The sequence below is a fragment of the Streptomyces sp. NPDC055099 genome (assembly GCF_053607685.1).
On sequence record NZ_JBSGUA010000011.1, the window covers coordinates 203,646 to 223,406 of the forward strand.

At 69.9% G+C, this 19,761-nt stretch carries 14 protein-coding genes; 5 read left to right on the forward strand and 9 right to left on the reverse strand.

The genetic code is table 11. The features are described 5' to 3' along the window. Window positions 1–3: 3 nt before the first annotated feature. The 7 genes from ACWFRU_RS26345 to ACWFRU_RS26375 all read right to left on the reverse strand — a co-directional run bounded on the left by ACWFRU_RS26345 (window position 4) and on the right by ACWFRU_RS26375 (window position 8,233). Window positions 4–621 (reverse strand): sulfite oxidase-like oxidoreductase, encoded by a 618-nt coding sequence (locus ACWFRU_RS26345; RefSeq protein WP_453690636.1) that lies wholly within the window; start codon window positions 619–621, stop codon window positions 4–6. 31 nt (window positions 622–652) lie between these two features. Next, complete coding sequence (locus tag ACWFRU_RS26350) at window positions 653–2,047, reverse strand: amidohydrolase (RefSeq protein ID WP_453690637.1); 1,395 nt, start codon at window positions 2,045–2,047, stop codon at window positions 653–655. Window positions 2,048–2,111: 64 nt separating this feature from the next. After that, window positions 2,112–2,894: a phosphorylase family protein gene (locus ACWFRU_RS26355; protein WP_453690638.1), complete on the reverse strand. Its 783-nt coding sequence runs from the start codon at window positions 2,892–2,894 to the stop codon at window positions 2,112–2,114. Window positions 2,895–3,074: 180 nt separating this feature from the next. Then, window positions 3,075–4,682 (reverse strand): FAD-dependent oxidoreductase, encoded by a 1,608-nt coding sequence (locus ACWFRU_RS26360; protein WP_453690639.1) that lies wholly within the window; start codon window positions 4,680–4,682, stop codon window positions 3,075–3,077. Between the two features lie 5 nt (window positions 4,683–4,687). After that, a complete protein-coding gene (gene glpK / locus ACWFRU_RS26365) occupies window positions 4,688–6,235 on the reverse strand; it encodes a glycerol kinase GlpK (RefSeq protein WP_453690640.1) in 1,548 nt (515 codons plus the stop codon). Window positions 6,236–6,298: 63 nt separating this feature from the next. Further along, complete coding sequence (locus ACWFRU_RS26370; protein WP_453690641.1) at window positions 6,299–7,090, reverse strand: MIP/aquaporin family protein; 792 nt, start codon at window positions 7,088–7,090, stop codon at window positions 6,299–6,301. Window positions 7,091–7,462: 372 nt separating this feature from the next. Next, window positions 7,463–8,233, reverse strand: coding sequence for an IclR family transcriptional regulator (locus ACWFRU_RS26375; RefSeq protein WP_453690642.1), 771 nt, complete (start codon window positions 8,231–8,233; stop codon window positions 7,463–7,465). Window positions 8,234–8,535: 302 nt separating this feature from the next. Between ACWFRU_RS26375 and metH the strand changes: the two genes are divergently transcribed. The 4 genes from metH (at window position 8,536) to ACWFRU_RS26395 (ending at window position 16,450) form a co-directional block, all read left to right on the forward strand. Then, window positions 8,536–12,063 (forward strand): methionine synthase, encoded by a 3,528-nt coding sequence (gene metH / locus ACWFRU_RS26380; RefSeq protein WP_453690643.1) that lies wholly within the window; start codon window positions 8,536–8,538, stop codon window positions 12,061–12,063. A 97-nt stretch (window positions 12,064–12,160) separates the two neighbouring features. Beyond that, window positions 12,161–12,862: an HAD-IA family hydrolase gene (locus ACWFRU_RS26385; RefSeq protein ID WP_453690644.1), complete on the forward strand. Its 702-nt coding sequence runs from the start codon at window positions 12,161–12,163 to the stop codon at window positions 12,860–12,862. A gap of 321 nt (window positions 12,863–13,183) precedes the next feature. Further along, window positions 13,184–14,791: an ABC transporter substrate-binding protein gene (locus tag ACWFRU_RS26390; protein WP_453690645.1), complete on the forward strand. Its 1,608-nt coding sequence runs from the start codon at window positions 13,184–13,186 to the stop codon at window positions 14,789–14,791. Window positions 14,792–14,863: 72 nt separating this feature from the next. Continuing rightward, window positions 14,864–16,450, forward strand: a complete 1,587-nt coding sequence (locus ACWFRU_RS26395; protein WP_453690646.1) for an ABC transporter substrate-binding protein — start codon at window positions 14,864–14,866, stop codon at window positions 16,448–16,450. Window positions 16,451–16,526: 76 nt separating this feature from the next. Here ACWFRU_RS26395 and ACWFRU_RS26400 read toward each other — a convergent pair whose 3' ends face one another. Both ACWFRU_RS26400 and ACWFRU_RS26405 read right to left on the reverse strand, forming a co-directional pair. Further along, window positions 16,527–17,198, reverse strand: coding sequence for a response regulator (locus ACWFRU_RS26400; protein ID WP_135332738.1), 672 nt, complete (start codon window positions 17,196–17,198; stop codon window positions 16,527–16,529). A 14-nt stretch (window positions 17,199–17,212) separates the two neighbouring features. Further along, window positions 17,213–18,094 (reverse strand): RecB family exonuclease, encoded by an 882-nt coding sequence (locus tag ACWFRU_RS26405; RefSeq protein ID WP_453690647.1) that lies wholly within the window; start codon window positions 18,092–18,094, stop codon window positions 17,213–17,215. A 128-nt stretch (window positions 18,095–18,222) separates the two neighbouring features. Here ACWFRU_RS26405 and ACWFRU_RS26410 point away from each other — a divergent pair, with 128 nt between their 5' ends. After that, complete coding sequence (locus ACWFRU_RS26410; protein WP_453690648.1) at window positions 18,223–19,734, forward strand: site-2 protease family protein; 1,512 nt, start codon at window positions 18,223–18,225, stop codon at window positions 19,732–19,734. Window positions 19,735–19,761: the final 27 nt, after the last annotated feature.

The following is a 19,761-nucleotide window of genomic DNA, read 5'->3' on the forward strand; positions in this document are numbered from 1 at the left end:
GACTCAGTCACCGGCGTAACGCTCCTCGCGCCAGGGATTTCCCCGGTGGTGATAGCCGTTCTGCTCCCAGAAGCCGGGCTCGTCGTGGTCCAGGAGCCGCAGCCCCGCGACCCACTTCACGCTCTTCCAGAAGTACAGGTGGGGGACGATCAGCCGCGCCGGACCACCGTGCTCGGGAGGCAGCGGGCCGTCCCCGTACTCCCACACGATCCACGCCTTGCCGCCCGTCATGTCGGACAGGGGGAGGTTCGCCGTGTACCCCGTGTGGGAGTACGCCACGACGTGCGTGGCCTCCGGGCGCGGCTCCGCGGCGGCCAGGAAAGCGTCAAGACTCACCCCGCCGAAACGCACCCCGAACTTGGACCAGCTGGTCACGCAGTGGATGTCGCCGCGGTACTCGGACGCGGGCAGCGCGTGCGCCTCGTCCCACGTCCAGGTGCGCGGGGCGGTGACGAGGCCGTCCACGCGGAACGTCCAGTCCGCGGGCGCGAGCTCGGGCGTCACCTCGGCGGACAGGACGGGCCAGCCGTCGGCCGCGTCGTACTGCCCGGGAGGCAGCCGCGGATCGCGGTCGGCGGCGCGGGCGCGGCCGGTGAAGCCACGGGTGGGTTCGCTGGTCATACGTGCTCGCTGGTCATGCCGTGCTCGATGGTCATACGGTGCTTGCCACTTCGGAGGTGCTTGTCGTGCTCGCGGGGACGGGCGCAGCAGAAGCAGAGGCCGCCGCATCCCGCAGGGCTCGCAGCGCTCGCTGCTCGTCCATCGTCACCAGCGTACGGTCCCGCATCAGGACCCGGCCGTCGACCACGGTGTCCCGCACGTCACCGGACGTGGCGGCATACGCCAGCATCGACCACGGGTCGTGCCGCGGGGCGAGGTGCGGCCGCGAGAGGTCGAAGACGATCAGGTCGGCGCGCTTGCCCGCCTCCAGGGAGCCCAGCTGGTCACCGAGGCCGAGCGCCCGCGCCGATTCGACGGTCGCCATCCGCACGGCCTGCTCGGCGCCGACCGCCGTCGGATCACCGCCCGCCTTGTGCACGAGGGCGGCCAGCTTCACCGCGCCGAGGACGTCCAGCGTGTTGGAACTCACCGCGCCGTCCGTGCCGAGCCCCACCGTGACACCCGCGTCGAGCAGGTCGGGGACGCGCGCGATGCCGCAGCCAAGCTTCAGGTTCGACACCGGGCAGTGCGCGACGGCCGTGCCCGTGCGGGCGATGGTCCCGATCTCCGCGTCCGTGAGGTCGACGGCGTGCGCGAGCAGCGTGTCCGGGCCGAGCAGGCCCAGTGAGTCGAGCAGCTCCACGGGACGCATGCCGTGCCGCTCGGCGACCATCTCCACCTCGCCCGCGTTCTCGGCGGCGTGCAGGTGCAGCAGCGCGCCGTGCTCGCGGGCGAGCGCGCCGATCGCCGTCAGCTGCTCGGGCACCAGGGTGTACGCGGAGTGCGCGAAGACCACCGGGCGGGTGCCCGGCGCCGGGGTGCGCGCGGCCAGGTCCGCCGCTGCCCAGCCGAGCCGGTCGGCGTAGGGGCGGCCGTCCGGCGGGCCCGGCACGTCCATGAAGGTGGGGCCGGTCAGCAGGCGCCACCCGGCGTCGCGGGCCACGGCATCGGCCGCCTCGTGGAACCAGTACATGTCGAGCGCGGTGGTGACCCCGCCCCGTACGGATTCCGCGATCGCGCCCCGGATGCCCGCCGTCACCGTCTCCGGCGAGAGCCGCTCCGCCTCGGCCGGGATGACGCGGGCCAGGAAGCCCTGGAGGGTGACGTCGTCGGCGATGCCCCGGAACAGGGTCATCGCGAGGTGGGTGTGCGTGTTGATCAGGCCCGGCATGACGAGACAGCCGCGGGTGTCCAGCTCTTCGGCGGCCTCGTAGGCGGCGCGCAGCCGCTCGGCCGGGCCCACCTCGACGATCCGGCCGTCGCGCACGGCGACGGCGCCGTCCCGCACGACCGTGCCCGACGCGTCGACGGTGAGGACGTCGCCGCCGTGGACCAGAAGATCTATGGCGCCGCCCCGGTCCTGGGCCGGCAGGTCAGTGAGGTGCATCGGTTCCGTTCTCCACGACGTCGTCCAGGTGTCTGCTCAGTGCTCAGTGCTCAGTGCTCGGTGCTCAGTGCTCCGTGGCGGCGAGGAGACGAAGCGCGTCCAAGGCTATCCGCGCGCCCCGGTCGACTCCCTCGGCCACCACGTTCCGGTGCGGGTCGTAGCCACCGGTCGAGAAAGGTGTGTCCTCGTCGACGAGTTCGTCCGCGTTGGCGCCGTCGATCACGAGCGCGCCGCCCGCGACGAGGCCGTGCGTGGACGCGAAGACCAGCAGCGCCGAGAGCTCCATCTCGATGGCCGCGATCCCGGCGGCCGCGTACGCCTCACCGGGCAGCGGCAGGAAGCCCGGCTGGAACGCGGCCCGTGTCCACACCACGCCACGGTGGTGCGGGGCGTCGGCCGCGCGGGCCGCCCGCTGCAGCGCGATGACCGCCTCCGGCGCCGCGAACGCCGGGTACTCGGCGGGGATCAGCTGCTGGGTCACGCCGTCGTCGCGTACCGCCGCGTCCGCGATGACCAGGTCGCCGTCGCGGATGCCGGGGCGGATCGCACCGGCCGTGCCGAGCCGCAAAAACGTGGTGACGCCCGCGTCCGCGAGCTCCTGGAAGAGGAGCAGCGCGCCGGGGGCGCCGACGCCGTGCGAGGCGACGACGACCGGGGTGCCCTGCCAACTCCCGGTGAAGGTGCGGTACTCGCGGTGGTACGACACCTCCTTCGCGTCCTGGAGGAGGTCCGCGACGGCGGTGGCGCGCGCCGGGTCGCCGACGACGACCGCGCGGGTGGGCAGGCCGGTGCGGGGGACGCGGGTGATGGGCAGTGCGTCGGTGGGCGCATGGGCGTCGATCGTCATGAAGCTGCTCCTAGGCCGCTCGCGGCGGCGCCTGCCGTGGCGCGCCGGGCCCCGGAGACGGTAGCCGACGGCGGGGGAGCGAGGCGCACGCCGCCCGGCACACGCCGAAGGGCGGCTCCCCGCGGGGAACCGCCCTTCAGTAAGTACTGACCAGATGTACCTGGTTGTTGCCGGATGTGCCTACTTGTTGTCGAGCACGTCCTGGACCTTGGCGCGTACGTCGTCCGTGGCGAGGCCGCGGATCGTCAGCGTCGTGCGGCGGCGCAGGACGTCGTCCGCCGTCTCGGCCCACTCGTGGTCACGGGCGTAGACGACCTGGGCCCAGATCTCCGGGGCGTCCGGCGAGACGCGCTCGGCGAGCTCCGGGTTTTCGTTCGCCAGACGGGCGATGTCGAAGGAGAGCGAGCCGTAGTGCGTCGCCAGGTGCTTGGCCGTGTCGGCCGCCATGCGCGGGCCGGGCGCCGGGCCGTCGACCAGGAGACGGTGCGCGACCGCGCGCGGGTTGGCGATGCCGGGCAGCGGAAGGCGCTTCTGGAGCTGCGAGATCGGCTCGTAGTCGTCGCCGAGGGGGTGGCCCGGCAGCGACTCCAGCTTCTTCATGACCGTACGGCCGATGTGGCGGAAGGTCGTCCACTTGCCGCCCGCGACGGAGAGCATGCCGCGCGCGCCCTCGGTGACGACGGTCTCGCGCTTGGCCTTCGACGTGTCGCCGGGGCCGCCGGGCAGCACGCGCAGACCCGCGAAGGAGTACGTGATCAGGTCACGGGACAGCTGCTGGTCGCGGATGGAGAACGCGGCCTCGTCCAGGATCTGCGCGGTGTCGGCCTCGGTGACGCTCACGTCGGCCGGGTCGCCCTCGAACTCCTCGTCCGTCGTGCCGAGGAGGAGCATGTCCTCCCACGGCAGGGCGAACGTGATGCGGTACTTGTCGATCGGCGTGGCCAGCGCGGCCTTCCAGGGGGCGGTGCGCTTGAGGACCAGGTGCGCGCCCTTGGAGAGGCGGATGGAGGGGGCCGCGTCGGGGTTCTCCATCTTGCGCAGGTGGTCGACCCAGGGGCCGGTCGCGTTCAGCACGAGGCGGGCGTTGACGCCGAACTCGGTGCCGTCCATGCGGTCCTTGAGCTCCGCGCCCGTGACCCGGCCCTTGGTGAAGCGCAGGCCCGTGACCTCGGCGTGGTTGAGGACGGCGGCACCGGCCTCGACGGCCGCGCGGACCGTCATCAGGGCCATGCGGGAGTCGTTCATCTGGTCGTCGCCGTAGACGGCGACGGCCTTCAGGTTGTCCGTGCGCAGCTCCGGCACGTCCTGCGCGGCCTTCGAGGGGCTGAGCAGGTGGCCGACGCCGTCACCGAACGCGGACAGCGCGCTGTACGCGAAGACGCCCGCGCCCAGCTTGGCGGCGCCGTGCGGGCCGCCCTTGTAGACGGGCAGGTAGAAGGTGAGCGGGTTCGCCAGGTGGGGGGCCACCTGGCGGGACACCGCGCGACGCTCGAAGTGGTTCTCCGCCACCAGCTTCACCGCGCCGGTCTGCAGGTAGCGCAGACCGCCGTGGAGGAGCTTGGAGGAGGCGGAGGAGGTGGCGCCGGCGAAGTCACCGGCGTCCACCAGGGCCACCCGCAGTCCCGACTGCGCGGCATGCCAGGCGGTGGAGATGCCCAGGATTCCGCCGCCGATCACCAGGAGGTCGTACGTCGCCTTGGAAAGCTGCTCCCGGGTCTCGGCGCGGCTCGGGTGGGAACCGGCAGCCGGATGCGTCCCGAGGGCAGGGACGCTCTGCAGGGTGGTCATGTTGTTTACTCCTCGCCACTTTCGTCGAGCCAGCCCATGGAACGCTCCACGGCCTTGAGCCAGCTCTTGTACTCACGGGCGCGGGTGTCCGCGTCCATGCGGGGGGTCCATTCCGCCGCCCGGCGCCAGTTGGCGCGCAGCTCGTCGGTGCCGGACCAGAAGCCGACGGCGAGACCGGCGGCGTAGGCGGCGCCGAGGCAGGTCGTCTCGGCCACCATCGGGCGCACCACGGGTGCGTCGAGGAAGTTCGAGAGCGTCTGCATCAGCAGGTTGTTGGAGGTCATGCCGCCGTCGACCTTGAGGGCCGTGAGCTCGACGCCGGAGTCCTTCGTCATGGCGTCGGTGATCTCACGGGTCTGCCAGGCCGTGGCCTCCAGGACGGCGCGCGCGATGTGCGCCTTGGTGACGTACCGGGTGAGACCGGCGATCACACCGCGGGCGTCGGAGCGCCAGTACGGGGCGAAGAGGCCGGAGAAGGCCGGTACGAAGTAGGCGCCGCCGTTGTCCTCGACCGACGACGCGAGCGTCTCGATCTCGGCGGCGGAGTTGATCAGGCCCATCTGGTCGCGCATCCACTGCACGAGCGAACCGGTGACGGCGATGGAACCCTCGAGGGCGTAGACCGGCTTCTGGTCGCCGATCTGGTAGCCGACGGTGGTCAGCAGCCCCGAGTAGGAGTTGATGGCCGACTCACCGGTGTTCATCAGCATGAAGGTGCCGGTGCCGTACGTGGACTTGGCCTCGCCCTTGGCGAAACAGGTCTGCCCGAAGAGGGCCGCCTGCTGGTCGCCGAGCGCGGAGGCGACGGGGATGCCGGGCAGGACGTCGCCGAGCTTGCCGCCGCTGACCTCGCCGTAGACCTCGGCGGAGGAGCGGATCTCGGGGAGCATCGCCATCGGGACACCGATGGACTCGGCGATCTTCTCGTCCCACTGCATCTTGTGCAGGTTCATCAGCATGGTGCGCGAGGCGTTGGTGACGTCGGTGACGTGCTTGCCGCCGTTGACACCACCCGTCAGGTTCCAGATGACCCAGGAGTCCATGGTGCCGAAGAGGATGTCGCCCGCCTCGGCGCGCTCGCGAAGGCCCTCGACGTTGTCGAGCAGCCAGCGGGCCTTGGGACCCGCGAAGTAGCTGGCCAGCGGCAGGCCCGTCTCGCGGCGGAAGCGGTCCTGGCCGACGTTGCGGCCGAGCTCCTTGCACAGGGCGTCGGTACGGGTGTCCTGCCAGACGATGGCGTTGTGCACCGGCTCGCCGGTGTTCTTGTCCCAGAGCAGCGTGGTCTCACGCTGGTTGGTGATGCCGATCGCCTTGATGTCCTCGTGGGTGATGCCCGCCTTGGAGATGGCGCTCGCGACGACTTCCTGGACGTTGGTCCAGATCTCGTTCGCGTCGTGCTCGACCCAGCCCGGCTTCGGGAAGATCTGCTCGTGCTCCTTCTGGTCGACCGAGACGATCCGGCCGTCCTTGTCGAAGACGATGCAGCGGCTGGAGGTGGTGCCCTGGTCGATGGCGGCGATGAAGGGGCCGGCGGTGTGTGCGTCGGTGGTCACGGTGTGCTCCTGAATTCTTGCTCGGCGGTCGGTCTCAGGCGGTCATCGGTGGCTGTCGCGGTCCTACTTGAACGCGATGTTGTAGATACCGCCCGCGATGGCGCCGCCGATCAGCGGGCCGACGATCGGCACCCATGCGTACGTCCAGTCCGAGCCGCCCTTGTTGGGCAGCGGGAGCAGGGAGTGCACGATGCGCGGACCCAGGTCACGGACCGGGTTGATCGCGTAGCCGGTGGGGCCACCGAGCGAGAGGCCGATGCCGACCACGACGAGCGCGGTGATCAGCGCACCGAGGACGCCGATGCCGTTGCCGTTGTCGTTCAGGCCCTGGGTGAGGATCGCGAGGACCAGCACGACGGTGGCGATGATCTCGGTCAGCACGTTCTGCGCGTAGTTCCGGATCTCCGGACCGGTCGAGAAGACGCCGAGCACGGGGCCGGCCTTGGGCGCGGCCTTCTGGTCGACGAGGCCCTCGTCCACCGGCTGCGCGGCGAGGATCGCCGGGTCGGTGAGGTGCGCCTTGAACTGGCCCAGGTACGTGAGCCAGACCAGGATCGCGCCGATGATCGCGCCGAGGAGCTGCGAGCCGAGGTAGAGCGGAACGTCGCCCCACTTGGTGCCGCCCTCGATGGCGAGACCGACGGTGACCGCCGGGTTGAGGTGGGCGCCTGACACGCCACCCGCCAGGTAGGCGCCGGTGAGCACCGCGAAGCCCCACCCGAAGGTGATCGCGAGCCAGCCGGCGTCCTTGGCCTTGGAGGCCTTGAGCGTGACGGCGGCGCAGACGCCACCGCCGAGCAGGATGAGTATGGCGGTACCGATGGTCTCGCCGATGAAGATGTCGGAGCTGGACACCCGCGACTCCTTTGTCCTTCGTCCAGGGGAAGGCGAACCCCGGGTCCCTCCGGTGGTCCGCGACCTCAGGTGAGGTCGTTGCCGGCCCTTGGCCTTGTCACACTCTAGCGCGTAATGCCGGTAGGTGTTCGACAATGCCGACCGATGGACGCGAGTCTCACCCCGGCGTTACTTGCCCGTCAAGAGTTCTGTTATTGAAAACACGATCGTTATTGATCGTTTCGGGTTATCGGTGCTGACAGGGGTCGCCACCGGGTGAAACGTCGTTCAACGATGTTCGCGCAGAAGAGTGCCCCCTGCATGTTGAGCAGGGGGCACGGCAGGGCGTGAAGCAACGGGCGGGAACCCTTGGGAAACCCTCGGCGGGCAGGCCTAGAAGCGGCCGGCGCCCAGATCGCGCGACACGGCGCGGGCACAGTCCCGTACGGCCGCGATCAGATCGGGGCGCAGCTCCCCGTCCTTCTGGACCCGCTCCACCGCGCCGGTGATGCCGACCGCGCCCACCGGCATGCGGCGCCGGTCGTGAATGGGGGCGGCCACGGAGGCGATGCCCTCCCACGTCTCCTCGACGTCGGCGGCATAGCCCCGCGCGCGGGTCAGGTCGAGGGCGCTCTCAAAGGCCTCGGGGTCCACGACGGTGCGCGTGGTGAAGGTCTGCCGGTCGGCCTCGGCCTCGGCTGCCTCGCTGTGCGCCACCGGGTCGTAGGCGGCGAGCACCTTGCCCAGGGCCGTGGAGTGCAGCGGCTGCATCGCGCCGACCTCCAGGACCTGGCGGCTGTCGTCGGGCCGGAAGACGTGGTGCACGATCAGCACGCCCTGCTGGTGCAGGACGCCGAGGTAGACGCTCTCGCCGCTGGACCGGGCCAGGTCGTCCGTCCACACCAGGGCGCGGGCCCGCAGCTCGTGCACGTCGAGATAGCTGTTGCCCAGGCGCAGGAGCTCGGCGCCGAGCTGATAGCGGCCCGATGCCGACTCCTGCTCGACGAAGCCCTCTGCCTGGAGGGTGCGCAGAATGCCGTGGGCCGTGCCCTTGGCAAGGCCCAGGGCGGACGCGATCTCCGAGAGGCCGAGCCGTCGCTCTCCGCCCGCGAGCAGCCGCAGCATCGCGGCCGCCCGCTCGAGCGACTGGATGTTCCGTGCCATCGCAGCCCCTTCCTCCGTCCCCTGTGACTCCAACGTTCGACAATGCTGAACACTATCGGTCGTTGTCGACCTCCCGCGACAGAGCGGCAGGCTGTGTTTCCGGCCGGTTCTCGTCGGCTCTCCGCAGGATTCTCGCGGTTCCCCGCCGTGCGCCGCGCCACACCCCCGAGAAGGGCGGACCCGCCGGGGCGTCCGCCTCGTGAACACTCGCACGCTGTGGACCTTCGTCCCGTTACCCTGACCGAGTGCGCCTTCCTCCGAAGCGCAAAGCCGACAGCCGTCGCACCTCAGGGAGCTCTTTCATGGCCTCGTTGCCGACCCCCTCGTCCGGTTCCTCGAATCTCTCGAACCGAGCCCGAGTCGATGCCTTCCGCGAAGCCCTCGCCACCCGTGTGGTGGTGGCCGATGGCGCGATGGGCACGATGCTGCAGGCGCAGGACCCCACCCTCGACGACTTCCAGCAGCTCGAGGGCTGCAACGAGATCTTGAACGTGACCCGCCCGGACATCGTCCGCTCGGTGCACGAGGAGTACTTCGCGGTCGGTGTCGACTGTGTGGAGACGAACACGTTCGGCACGAACTTCGCGGCTCTGAGCGAGTACGACATCACCGAGCGGAACTTCGAGCTGTCCGAGGCCGGCGCGCGCATCGCCCGCGAGGTCGCCGACGAGTTCACCGCCTCGACCGGCCAGCAGCGCTGGGTGCTCGGCTCGATGGGTCCGGGCACCAAGCTGCCGACCCTGGGCCACGCCCCGTACACGGTGCTGCGGGACGCCTACCAGACCAACGCCGAGGGCATGATCGCGGGCGGTGCGGACGCGCTGCTGGTGGAGACCACGCAGGACCTGCTGCAGACCAAGGCGGCGATCCTGGGTGCCCGCCGCGCCCTGGAGGCCACCGGCGCGAACCTCCCGCTGATCTGTTCGGTCACCGTGGAGACGACCGGCACGATGCTGCTGGGCTCGGAGATCGGCGCGGCGCTGACCGCCCTTGAGCCGCTGGGCATCGACATGATCGGCCTGAACTGTGCGACGGGCCCGGCGGAGATGAGCGAGCACCTGCGCTATCTCGCCCGCCACTCGCGGGTGCCGATCTCCTGCATGCCCAACGCGGGCCTGCCGGTCCTGGGCAAGGACGGCGCGCACTACCCGCTGAGCGCGGGGGAGCTGGCAGATGCGCAGGAGAACTTCGTGCGCGAGTACGGCCTGTCCCTGGTGGGCGGCTGCTGCGGCACCACGCCCGAGCATCTGCGTCAGGTCGTGGAGCGGGTGCGCGGGGTGGAGACGGTCCGCCGTGAGCCGCGCCCCGAGCCGGGCGCCGCCTCGCTCTACCAGACGGTGCCCTTCCGCCAGGACACCTCCTACCTGGCCATCGGCGAGCGCACGAATGCCAACGGGTCGAAGAAGTTCCGTGAGGCCATGCTGGAGGGCCGCTGGGACGACTGCGTGGAGATGGCGCGCGACCAGATCCGCGAGGGCGCGCACATGCTCGACCTGTGCGTCGACTACGTCGGCCGTGACGGTGTCGCGGACATGGAGGAGCTGGCGGGGCGTTTCGCGACCGCCTCCACGCTGCCCATCGTGCTGGACTCCACCGAACTGCCGGTCATCCAGGCGGGGTTGGAGAAGCTGGGTGGCCGCGCGGTCATCAACTCGGTGAACTACGAGGACGGGGACGGCCCCGAGTCCCGCTTCGCGAAGGTCACCGCGCTGGCCAAGGAGCACGGCGCGGCGCTGATCGCGCTGACCATCGACGAGGAGGGCCAGGCCCGCACCGCCGAGCACAAGGTCGCCATCGCCGAACGCCTGATCGAGGATCTGACGGGGAACTGGGGCATTCACGAGTCGGACATCCTCATCGACTGCCTGACGTTCACCATCTGCACCGGTCAGGAGGAGTCGCGCAAGGACGGCATCGCGACCATCGAGGCGATCCGTGAGCTCAAGCGCCGCCACCCGGACGTGCAGACCACCCTGGGCCTGTCCAACATCTCCTTCGGTCTGAACCCGGCCGCCCGTGTCGTCCTGAACTCCGTCTTCCTGGACGAGTGCGTCAAGGCGGGCCTGGACTCGGCGATCGTGCACGCCTCCAAGATCCTGCCCATCGCGCGCCTTGAGGAGGAGCAGGTCAAGGTCGCCCACGACCTGATCTACGACCGCCGCGAAGAGGGCTACGACCCCCTGCAGAAGCTCATGGAGCTCTTCGAGGGCGTCAACATGAAGTCCATGAAGGCGGGCAAGGCCGAGGAGCTCATGGCCCTGCCGCTGGACGAGCGCCTGCAGCGGCGCATCATCGACGGCGAGAAGAACGGCCTGGACGCCGACCTGGACGAGGCCCTGCAGACGCGTCCCGCCCTGGACATCGTCAACGACACCCTGCTGGAGGGCATGAAGGTCGTCGGCGAGCTGTTTGGCTCCGGCCAGATGCAGCTGCCGTTCGTGCTGCAGTCCGCCGAGGTGATGAAGACCGCGGTCGCGCACCTGGAGCCGCACATGGAGAAGTCGGACTCCGAGGGCAAGGGCACCATCGTCCTGGCCACCGTCCGCGGCGACGTCCACGACATCGGCAAGAACCTCGTGGACATCATCTTGTCCAACAACGGCTACAACGTGGTCAACCTCGGCATCAAGCAGCCGGTGGCCGCGATCCTGGACGCCGCGGCCGAGCACCGCGCGGACGTCATCGGCATGTCCGGTCTCCTGGTCAAGTCCACCGTGATCATGAAGGAGAACCTGGAGGAGCTCAACCAGCGCAAGATGGCCGCCGACTTCCCGGTCATCCTGGGCGGCGCCGCCCTCACCCGCGCCTACGTCGAACAGGACCTGCACGAGATCTACGAGGGCGAGGTCCGCTACGCCCGCGACGCCTTCGAGGGCCTGCGCCTGATGGACGCCCTCATCGCGGTCAAGCGCGGTGTCCCCGGCGCCACCCTGCCGGAACTGAAGCAGCGCCGGGTGGCCAAGAAGGACACGCCCGTCCTGGAGACCACCGAGGACGAGGGCCCCGCCCGCTCGGACGTCTCCACCGACAACCCCGTCCCGACCCCGCCGTTCTGGGGCACCCGCGTCATCAAGGGCATCCAGCTCAAGGAGTACGCCTCCTGGCTCGACGAGGGCGCCCTGTTCAAGGGGCAGTGGGGCCTCAAGCAGGCCAGGACCGGCGACGGACCCTCGTACGAGGAGCTGGTGGAGAGCGAGGGGCGGCCCCGGCTGCGCGGCTGGCTGGACGAGCTGCACACCAAGAACATGCTGGAGGCGGCTGTCGTGCACGGCTACTTCCCGTGCGTCTCCAAGGGCGACGACCTGATCATCCTGGACGACCAGGGCAACGAGCGCACCCGCTTCACCTTCCCGCGCCAGCGCCGTGGCCGGCGCCTGTGCCTGGCGGACTTCTTCCGCCCCGAGGAGTCCGGCGAGATCGACGTGGTCGGCCTCCAGGTCGTCACCGTCGGCTCCAGGATCGGCGAGGCGACGGCCGAGCTCTTCGCCGCCGACTCCTACCGCGACTACCTCGAACTGCACGGCCTGTCCGTGCAGTTGGCCGAGGCGCTCGCCGAGTACTGGCACGCGCGGGTGCGCGCCGAGCTCGGCTTCGGCGGCGAGGACCCCGCCGACGTGGAGGACATGTTCGACCTGAAGTACCGCGGCGCGCGCTTCTCGCTCGGCTACGGGGCCTGCCCCGACCTGGAGGACCGCGCCAAGATCGCCGAGCTCCTGGAGCCGGAGCGGATCGGCGTGCAGCTCTCCGAGGAGTTCCAGCTCCACCCGGAGCAGTCCACGGACGCGATCGTCATCCACCACCCCGAGGCGAAATACTTCAACGCGCGCTGAGCGGACAAGTCGTACACTTGTCGGTCCAGTGCAGGCCGGTTGCCCTCCCGTCAGAGGGGGCAGCCGGCCTCTTCGTCCCTCATGGAGGTGTGCCCGGATGACCAGTACGGTTCCCGCGCTCGGTACCCGAACGGCCGAAGGCTCCGCCCTGCAGGCGGTGCTCCTCGACATGGACGGAACACTCGTGGACACCGAGGGGTTCTGGTGGGACGCGGAGGTCGAGGTGTTCGCCGCACTCGGACACACACTCGACGAAGCCTGGCGGGACGTCGTCGTCGGCGGCCCCATGACGCGCAGCGCCGCCTTCCTCATCGCCTCCACGGGCGCCGACATCACCGTCCCCGAGCTGACCGTGCTGCTCAACGACGGCTTCGAGGACCGCATCGGCCGCGCCCTGCCGCTGATGCCGGGCGCCGCCAGACTCCTGGCCGAGCTCGCCGCGCACGAGGTGCCCATGGCGCTGGTCTCCGCGTCGCACCGGCGCATCATCGACCGCGTACTCGACTCGATCGGCGCCCACCACTTCACGCTCACCGTCGCGGGCGACGAGGTGACCCGGACCAAGCCGCACCCGGACCCGTACCTCCTCGCGGCGGCGGGGGTTGGGGCGGAACCGGCCAGATGTGCCGTCATCGAGGACACCGCGACCGGCGTGGCGGCGGCCGAGGCCGCGGGCTGCCGAGTGGTGGCCGTACCTTCGGTCGCGCCCATCGCACCGGCCTCGGGCAGGACCATCGTGCCGTCACTCGAACACGTCGACCTGCCTTTCCTGCAAGGATTGATGGCCGAAAAGCGCTGAACGGTTGAAGATGTGACCTTTCCCACTCTCCGGGTGGTCGACAGCTGGTCAGAGCTGTGCCGGACCTCCGATTTGGGCGAGTTGTCGAGTGGCGTTGTGTCCTGATTGAGGGGAACCTCACGAAACCTTCCCGTGTTGGGTTATCGGTGTGTCCGCGCCCGGTTTCGCTGCGTGATTGAGGGTCAACTCCGGTCCCTTCCAGCCCTCCTGGCGGCGCGGACTAATGTCATCGCGAGAACATCGCCCTGCCCCCACGGACCGGCTGACCCCACCCCTCGCTGTCGGTCCGGACGGGACCAACAGCTCTGGAGAACGTCGAGCATGAACCGTAAGACTTTGGTGCTGCCGGCCGTCATAGGTCTGCTCGCTCTCGCGCTCGCGGCCTGTGGTGGGGCGGGCGACGGTGGGGGAGACGACGCGATCGCCGTCGGCACCACGGACCGGTTCTCCACCTCACCCGAGATCCCGGCCCCCTTCGACCCCGCGTACGCCTACGACGCGGGTTCCTGGAACGTCGTGCGCCAGACGGTCCAGACGCTGATGGCCGCCCCGCGCGGCGGCGGAGACCCCGAGCCCGACGCGGCCGAGAAGTGCGGCTTCACCGACACCGGCAACGAGCGCTACGAGTGCACTCTGCGCAAGGGCCTGAAGTTCTCCGACGGCAAGCCGCTGACCGCCACCGATGTGAAGTTCTCCATCGAGCGGGTGCGGGACATCAAGATCAAGGACCCCAGCGGTTCGGCCGGCATGGTGTCCAACATCGACGCGATCGAGACCGAGGGCGACCGGGGCGTCGTCTTCCACCTCAAGAGCCCCGACGCGACGTTCCCGTACAAGCTGGCCACGCCCATCGCGGGCATCGTCAGCTCGGAGCACTACGCCAAGAACAAGCTGCGCGACGGCTTCGACCTGGACGGCTCCGGCCCCTACACCGCCAAGCAAGAGGTCGACGGCAACGACCTCGTCAAGACGGTGTTCTCCAAGAACCCCCACTACAAGGGTGCGTACAAGCCCAAGAGCGACAAGATCGAGATGCGCACCTACGAGTCCACCGACTCCATGGGCGAGGCGCTCAAGAGCGGCGACATCGACATGATGACGCGCACCATGTCGCCCGAGCAGATCAAGCAGCTCGACGAGGACCCGGGCAACGACATCGAGCTGGTCGAGACGCCCGGCCTGGAGATCCGCTACCTCGGCTTCAACACGGACGCCACGACCGTCAAGTCCAAGGCGGTCCGCCAGGCCATGGCGCAGGTCGTCGACCGCGGCGCCCTCGCGACCGGCGTCTACGGCGACGCCGCCGAGCCGCTCTACTCCCTGGTGCCCGCCACGATCACGGGCCACACCAACTCGTTCTTCAACCAGTACGGCGACCCGAGCCCCTCCAAGGCCCGCTCCCTGCTGCAGAAGGCCGACATCAGCACGCCGGTGAAGCTCACCCTGCACTACACGACGGACCACTACGGCCCGGGCACCAAGAAGGAGTTCGAGCTCCTGCGCAAGCAGCTCAACGAGAGCGGCCTGTTCGACGTGTCGATCAAGGGCACGGCCTGGAACACCTTCCGCCCCGCCGAGCAGAAGGGCGCGTACGACGTCTACGGGATGGGCTGGTTCCCGGACTTCCCCGACGCCGACAACTTCCTCACGCCGTTCCTCGACAAGGACAACATCCTCGGCTCGCCGTACGTGAACAGGACCATCAACGACGAGCTGCTCCCGCACTCGCGCCGTGAGGCGGACCGGCTCACCGCCTCCAAGAGCATCAAGAAGATCCAGGACATCGTCGCCGAGGACGTGCCGGTGCTGCCGCTCTGGCAGGGCAAGCAGTACATCGCTGCCCGCGACGACATCACGGGCGTCGAGTGGGCCCTCAACTCGTCCTCGAACCTGCAGCTGTGGGAGCTCGGCCGCGGTGTGAGCGGCTGACCTCCGCGCACGCCGGCACACAAGACCGCCGGGCTTCGCTCCACCGAATGACATCAACGACAAGGCACGTTCGTGAATTTGCGTAACCAGTGGCTGGCCCTTCCCCTCTCGGGAGGGCTGGCCGCGGCTCTGCTGACCGGCTGCGGCACGGAAACGGGTGGAGCGGGGGAAGACGGCGAATCCGTGGTGATGGGGATGTCGGACGACGTCCTGGCCACCGACCCGGCGTCCGGCTACGACCCCGGGTCGTGGCTCCTGTTCAACAACGTCTTCCAGTCCCTGATGAGCTTCCCCAACGGGGGCACGGAGCCGGAGCCCGAGGCCGCCAAGGAGTGCGGCTTCACCGACACGGAGACCAGAGTCTTCGAGTGCACGCTGCGGGACGGTCTGAAGTTCAGCAACGGCAACGCGCTGACCTCGAAGGACGTCAAGTTCTCCTTCGACCGCATGATGAAGATCAACGACGACGACGGCCCCGCGATCATGTTCCCGATGCTTGACCGCGTCGAGACCCCCAGCGCCAAGAAGGTCGTCTTCAAGCTCAAGTACGCCGACGCGACCTTCCCCAGCAAGATCGCTTCCGGCGCCGGTTCCATCGTCGACCACGCGTCGTACGACATGAACTCCCTGCGCGGCGGTGACGAGGCCACGGGTTCGGGACCGTACAAGCTCGACTCCTTCAACAAGGAGCAGGCGGTGTTCTCGGTCAACCCCGACTACAAGGGCACCGCCAAGGTGAAGAACAAGGGCGTCACGCTCAAGTTCTTCCACGACGACCAGAAGGGCCTGAAGAAGGCGCTCCTGGACGACAAGATCGACATCGCGTACCGAGGCCTCGCCGCCTCCGACATCGCCGACATCGAGGCCGACACCTCCGACGCGAGCCAGAACATCGACGTCGTCGAGGGCACCAGCGCCGAGGTGCAGCACCTGGTCTTCAACATGAAGGACCCGGTCGCGGGCAAGCTGGGCGTGCGCAAGGCCATGGCCTACCTGCTCGACCGCGACGCCCTGGTCAAGGACGTCTACCGGGACACGGCGACGCCGCTGTACTCGATCGTCCCGGCCGGGATCGGCGGCCACAACACCGCCTTCTTCGACACCTACGGCGCCCGCCCGCAGCGCTCCAAGGCCGCGGCGGCCCTGCGCGAGGAGGGCGTCAGCGGCAAGGTCAAGCTCACGCTCTGGTCCACGCCCTCGCGCTACGGCCCCTCGACCGACCAGGAGCTGAAGGCGATCGCCAAGCAGCTCAACGCGAGCGGCCTCTTCGACGCCGACGTGAAGTCGGTCGAATTCGGCCAGTACGAGCGGGACATCAAGTCCGGCAAGTACGGCGTGTACGTCAAGGGCTGGGTGCCGGACTACCCGGACCCGGACAACTTCACCCAGCCGTTCTTCGGCAAGGGCAACGTCCTGGGCAACGGCTACGAGAACAGCGACATCACCGGGAAGATCATCCCCGGCACCGCCGCCGAGACCGACCGCACCAAGACCGACGAGGACTACGCCGAGCTCCAGGAGACCGTCGCCGACGAGCTGCCGATCCTGCCGGTCTGGCAGGCCAAGCAGTACGCGGTCATCCGTGACGACGTGTACGGCGTGGAGTCGTGCCTCGACGCGTCGACGGTGTTCCGCTTCTGGGAACTCAGCAAGGCCTGATCCCACGGACACACAAGCGTGAAGGCGGCCGCCCCTCTCGGGGGCGGCCGCCTTCACGCGTCTGTCCGCGTCGCCGTCACTGGGCGCCGGGGCGCACCAGACCGCTCTCGTACGCGTACACGGCGGCCTGCACGCGGTCGCGCAGGCCGAGCTTCGTGAGCACATGGCCCACATGCGTCTTGACCGTCGTCTCGCTCACGAACAGATCGGCGGCGATCTCCGCGTTCGACAGGCCGCGCGCCACCAGCTTGAGGACCTCGACCTCCCGCTCGGTGAGCGTGTGCAAGGTGTCCGGCACCGGCTCGTCGCCCGACGGGAGATGCCCGGCGTACTTGTCGAGGAGCCTGCGGGTGATGCTCGGCGCGAGCATCGCCTCACCCGACGCGACCACGCGGATCGCCTGCACCAGCTCGTTCGCCGGGGCGTCCTTGAGCAGGAAACCACTGGCCCCCGCGCGCAGCGCCTCCACCACGTACTCGTCGAGGTCGAAGGTGGTCAGGACCAGGACCTTCGCGGGACCGTCCCGGCCAGGACCGGTGATCTGCCGGGTCGCCTCGACGCCGTCCATCCGCGGCATACGGATGTCCATCAGGACCACATCGGGCTGCAGCGCCCGCACCTGGTCGAGAGCCTGCAGGCCGTCCCCGGCCTCGCCGACGACCGCGACGTCCTGCTCGGCCTCCAGAATCATCCGGAATCCCGTGCGCAGCAGTGGCTGGTCGTCGACCAGTAGGACACGGATCGCCACGTAACTCTCCTTCGCTAGCCCGGGGCCATTCTGCCCTGCGCGTCCTCCTCGGACTCGGGCACCCTCACCGCAAGGGGGTACGGCGGGGGAGTCCCGCCGAATTCCGGACATACGGCCTGGTGGTCGCACCAGCCGCAGAGCTTCGTCGGCCTCGGGCGCCAGTCACCCGTCTCGGTGGCGAGCGTGATCGCCTCCCACAGCGCGTGCAGCTTCCGCTCGACCTGCTCGAGGTCCTCGGTCCTGGGGTCGTACGTGATGACGTCGCCGCTGCCCAGATAGACGAGCTGGAGGCGGCGCGGGACCACGCCCTTCAGCCGCCACACCACCAGGGCGTAGAACTTCATCTGGAAGAGGGCGCCCTCCGCATACTCCGGGCGGGGCGCCTTGCCCGTCTTGTAGTCGACGATCCGCACCTCGCCGGTGGGCGCCACGTCCACGCGGTCGATGATGCCGCGCAGCTTCAGGCCGGACTCCAGCTCCGCCTGCACGAACAGCTCCCGCTCGGCGGGCTCGAGACGGGTGGGGTCCTCCAGGGTGAACCACCGCTCGACGAGCTTCTCCGCGTCCGCCAGCCAGCGCGCGAGCCGCTCACCCCGCTCGTCGCCCGCGAACAGCTCCGTCAGCTCCGGCTTGGCCTCGCGCAGACGGTCCCACTGGCCCGGGATCAGCGACTTGGCGCTCGACGCCGTCCGCTCGCCCGCGGGCGCGTCGAAGAGCCGCTCCAGGACGGCGTGCACCAGCGTGCCGCGGGTCGCCGCCTCGCTCGGCTTCTCCGGCAGCTTGTCGATGACCCGGAACCGGTAGAGCAGCGGACACTGCATGAAGTCACTGGCGCGCGAGGGCGACAGGGACGCCGGACGCACGGCCGTCACGACACCGTCGGTGCTGGTTTCCATAGGGACAGACCCTACGACCCGCCACTGACAACGGCCGCATACCATCGACGACAGACCCTCTCGCCCTGCATGATCGTGCGTGTACCGCGCCGGGCAGGGGCGAGGGACGCTTCGAACGAGGGGACATCGTGGACGAGAGCGGCGGGAGCGGCAGGCCGCGATCCGACGGCACGGACGGCCGACGACCGGGCGCCGCGGAAGACTCCGGCCACCCGGAATCGTCACGTCCGGTGGACACGGCCGCGGACACCGCCGGGAGCGGCGGCACCGAGGACACCGCCCCGGCCCGGACGGGCGAGGCGACGACACCGCGGGCGCCCGAGCCCGTGGAAGCACCGCGCCCCGCGGCCGAACCCGCGCGCCCCGCCGACCGCCTCACCAAGACCCCGCACGACACGCCCGGGAAGCCCCCGCGCGACACGCACCCCGAGTTCGCGCACGCCACCCACGGCCCCGCCCCCAAGGCCACCCCGCCCCAGGGCAAGAAGGGCCCCGGGGGAGGGCTCCTGATGGGACGGCCCTTCGGCGTGCCCGTGTACGTGGCGCCGAGCTGGTTCCTCGTCGCCGCCCTCATCACCTGGGTCTTCGGCGGCCAGCTCGACCGCGTCCTGCCCGAACTCGGCGCCGCCCGCTACCTGGTCTCGCTCTTCTTCGCCGTCGCCTTCTACGCCTCGGTGCTCGTGCACGAACTGGCGCACACCGTCGTCGCCCTGCGCTACAAGCTGCCCGTGCGCCGCATCCAGCTGCAGTTCTTCGGCGGCGTCTCGGAGATCGAGAAGGAGTCCGAGACCCCCGGACGCGAGTTCGTCCTCGCCTTCGTGGGCCCGCTGCTCTCCCTCGTCCTCTCGGGCGTCTTCTACGGGGCCATGCGCCTCGTGGAGCCCGGCACCGTACCCGGCGTCCTGCTCGCCGGGCTGATGATCTCGAACCTCATCGTCGCCGCCTTCAACCTCCTGCCCGGCCTGCCCCTGGACGGCGGCCGCATGCTCCGCGCCGTCGTCTGGAAGATCACCGGCAAGCCCATGAGCGGCACCATCGCCGCGGCCTGGGTCGGCCGCGCGCTCGCCATCTCCGTCCTGATCGGCCTGCCCCTGCTCAACCAGTCCGGCGCCCTCGGCGGCGAGAGCCAGGACATCGGCGGCATGGACACCGTCACCGACGCCCTCCTCGCCGCGATCCTCGCCGCGATCATCTGGACCGGCGCCGGAAACAGCCTGCGCATGGCCCGCCTGCGCGAACACCTGCCCGAGCTCCGCGCCCGCGCCCTGACCCGCCGCGCCGTCCCCGTCGAGTCGGACACCCCGCTCTCCGAGGCGCTGCGCCGCGCCAACGCCTCCGGGGCCCGCGCCCTCGTCGTGGTCGACGCCGACGGCGACCCCATGTCGGTGGTCCGCGAGGCGGCCATCGTCGGCGTGCCCGAGCACCGCCGCCCCTGGGTCACCGTCAGCGGCCTCGCCCAGGACATCACCGAAGGCATGCGGATCTCCGCGGAGCTGGCCGGCGAGGAACTCCTGGACACCCTCCGGGCGACTCCCGCCACCGAGTACCTCGTGGTCGAGGCCTCCGGCGAGATCTACGGGGTGCTGTCCGCCGCCGACGTGGAGCGCGCCTTCGTCAAGGCGATGGCCCGCCCCAGCTGACCTCGCCACCCTGGTCGGCGGCCCCCG

Bases quoted from the DNA above. Each gene is read 5' to 3' on its own strand.
- ACWFRU_RS26345 (WP_453690636.1), bottom strand. From the start codon at position 621: ATGACCAGCGAACCCACCCGTGGCTTCACCGGCCGCGCCCGCGCCGCC.
- ACWFRU_RS26350 (WP_453690637.1), bottom strand. From the start codon at position 2,047: ATGCACCTCACTGACCTGCCGGCCCAGGACCGGGGCGGCGCCATAGAT.
- ACWFRU_RS26355 (WP_453690638.1), bottom strand. From the start codon at position 2,894: ATGACGATCGACGCCCATGCGCCCACCGACGCACTGCCCATCACCCGC.
- ACWFRU_RS26360 (WP_453690639.1), bottom strand. From the start codon at position 4,682: ATGACCACCCTGCAGAGCGTCCCTGCCCTCGGGACGCATCCGGCTGCC.
- ACWFRU_RS26375 (WP_453690642.1), bottom strand. From the start codon at position 8,233: ATGGCACGGAACATCCAGTCGCTCGAGCGGGCGGCCGCGATGCTGCGG.
- metH (WP_453690643.1), top strand. From the start codon at position 8,536: ATGGCCTCGTTGCCGACCCCCTCGTCCGGTTCCTCGAATCTCTCGAAC.
- ACWFRU_RS26385 (WP_453690644.1), top strand. From the start codon at position 12,161: ATGACCAGTACGGTTCCCGCGCTCGGTACCCGAACGGCCGAAGGCTCC.
- ACWFRU_RS26390 (WP_453690645.1), top strand. From the start codon at position 13,184: ATGAACCGTAAGACTTTGGTGCTGCCGGCCGTCATAGGTCTGCTCGCT.
- ACWFRU_RS26405 (WP_453690647.1), bottom strand. From the start codon at position 18,094: ATGGAAACCAGCACCGACGGTGTCGTGACGGCCGTGCGTCCGGCGTCC.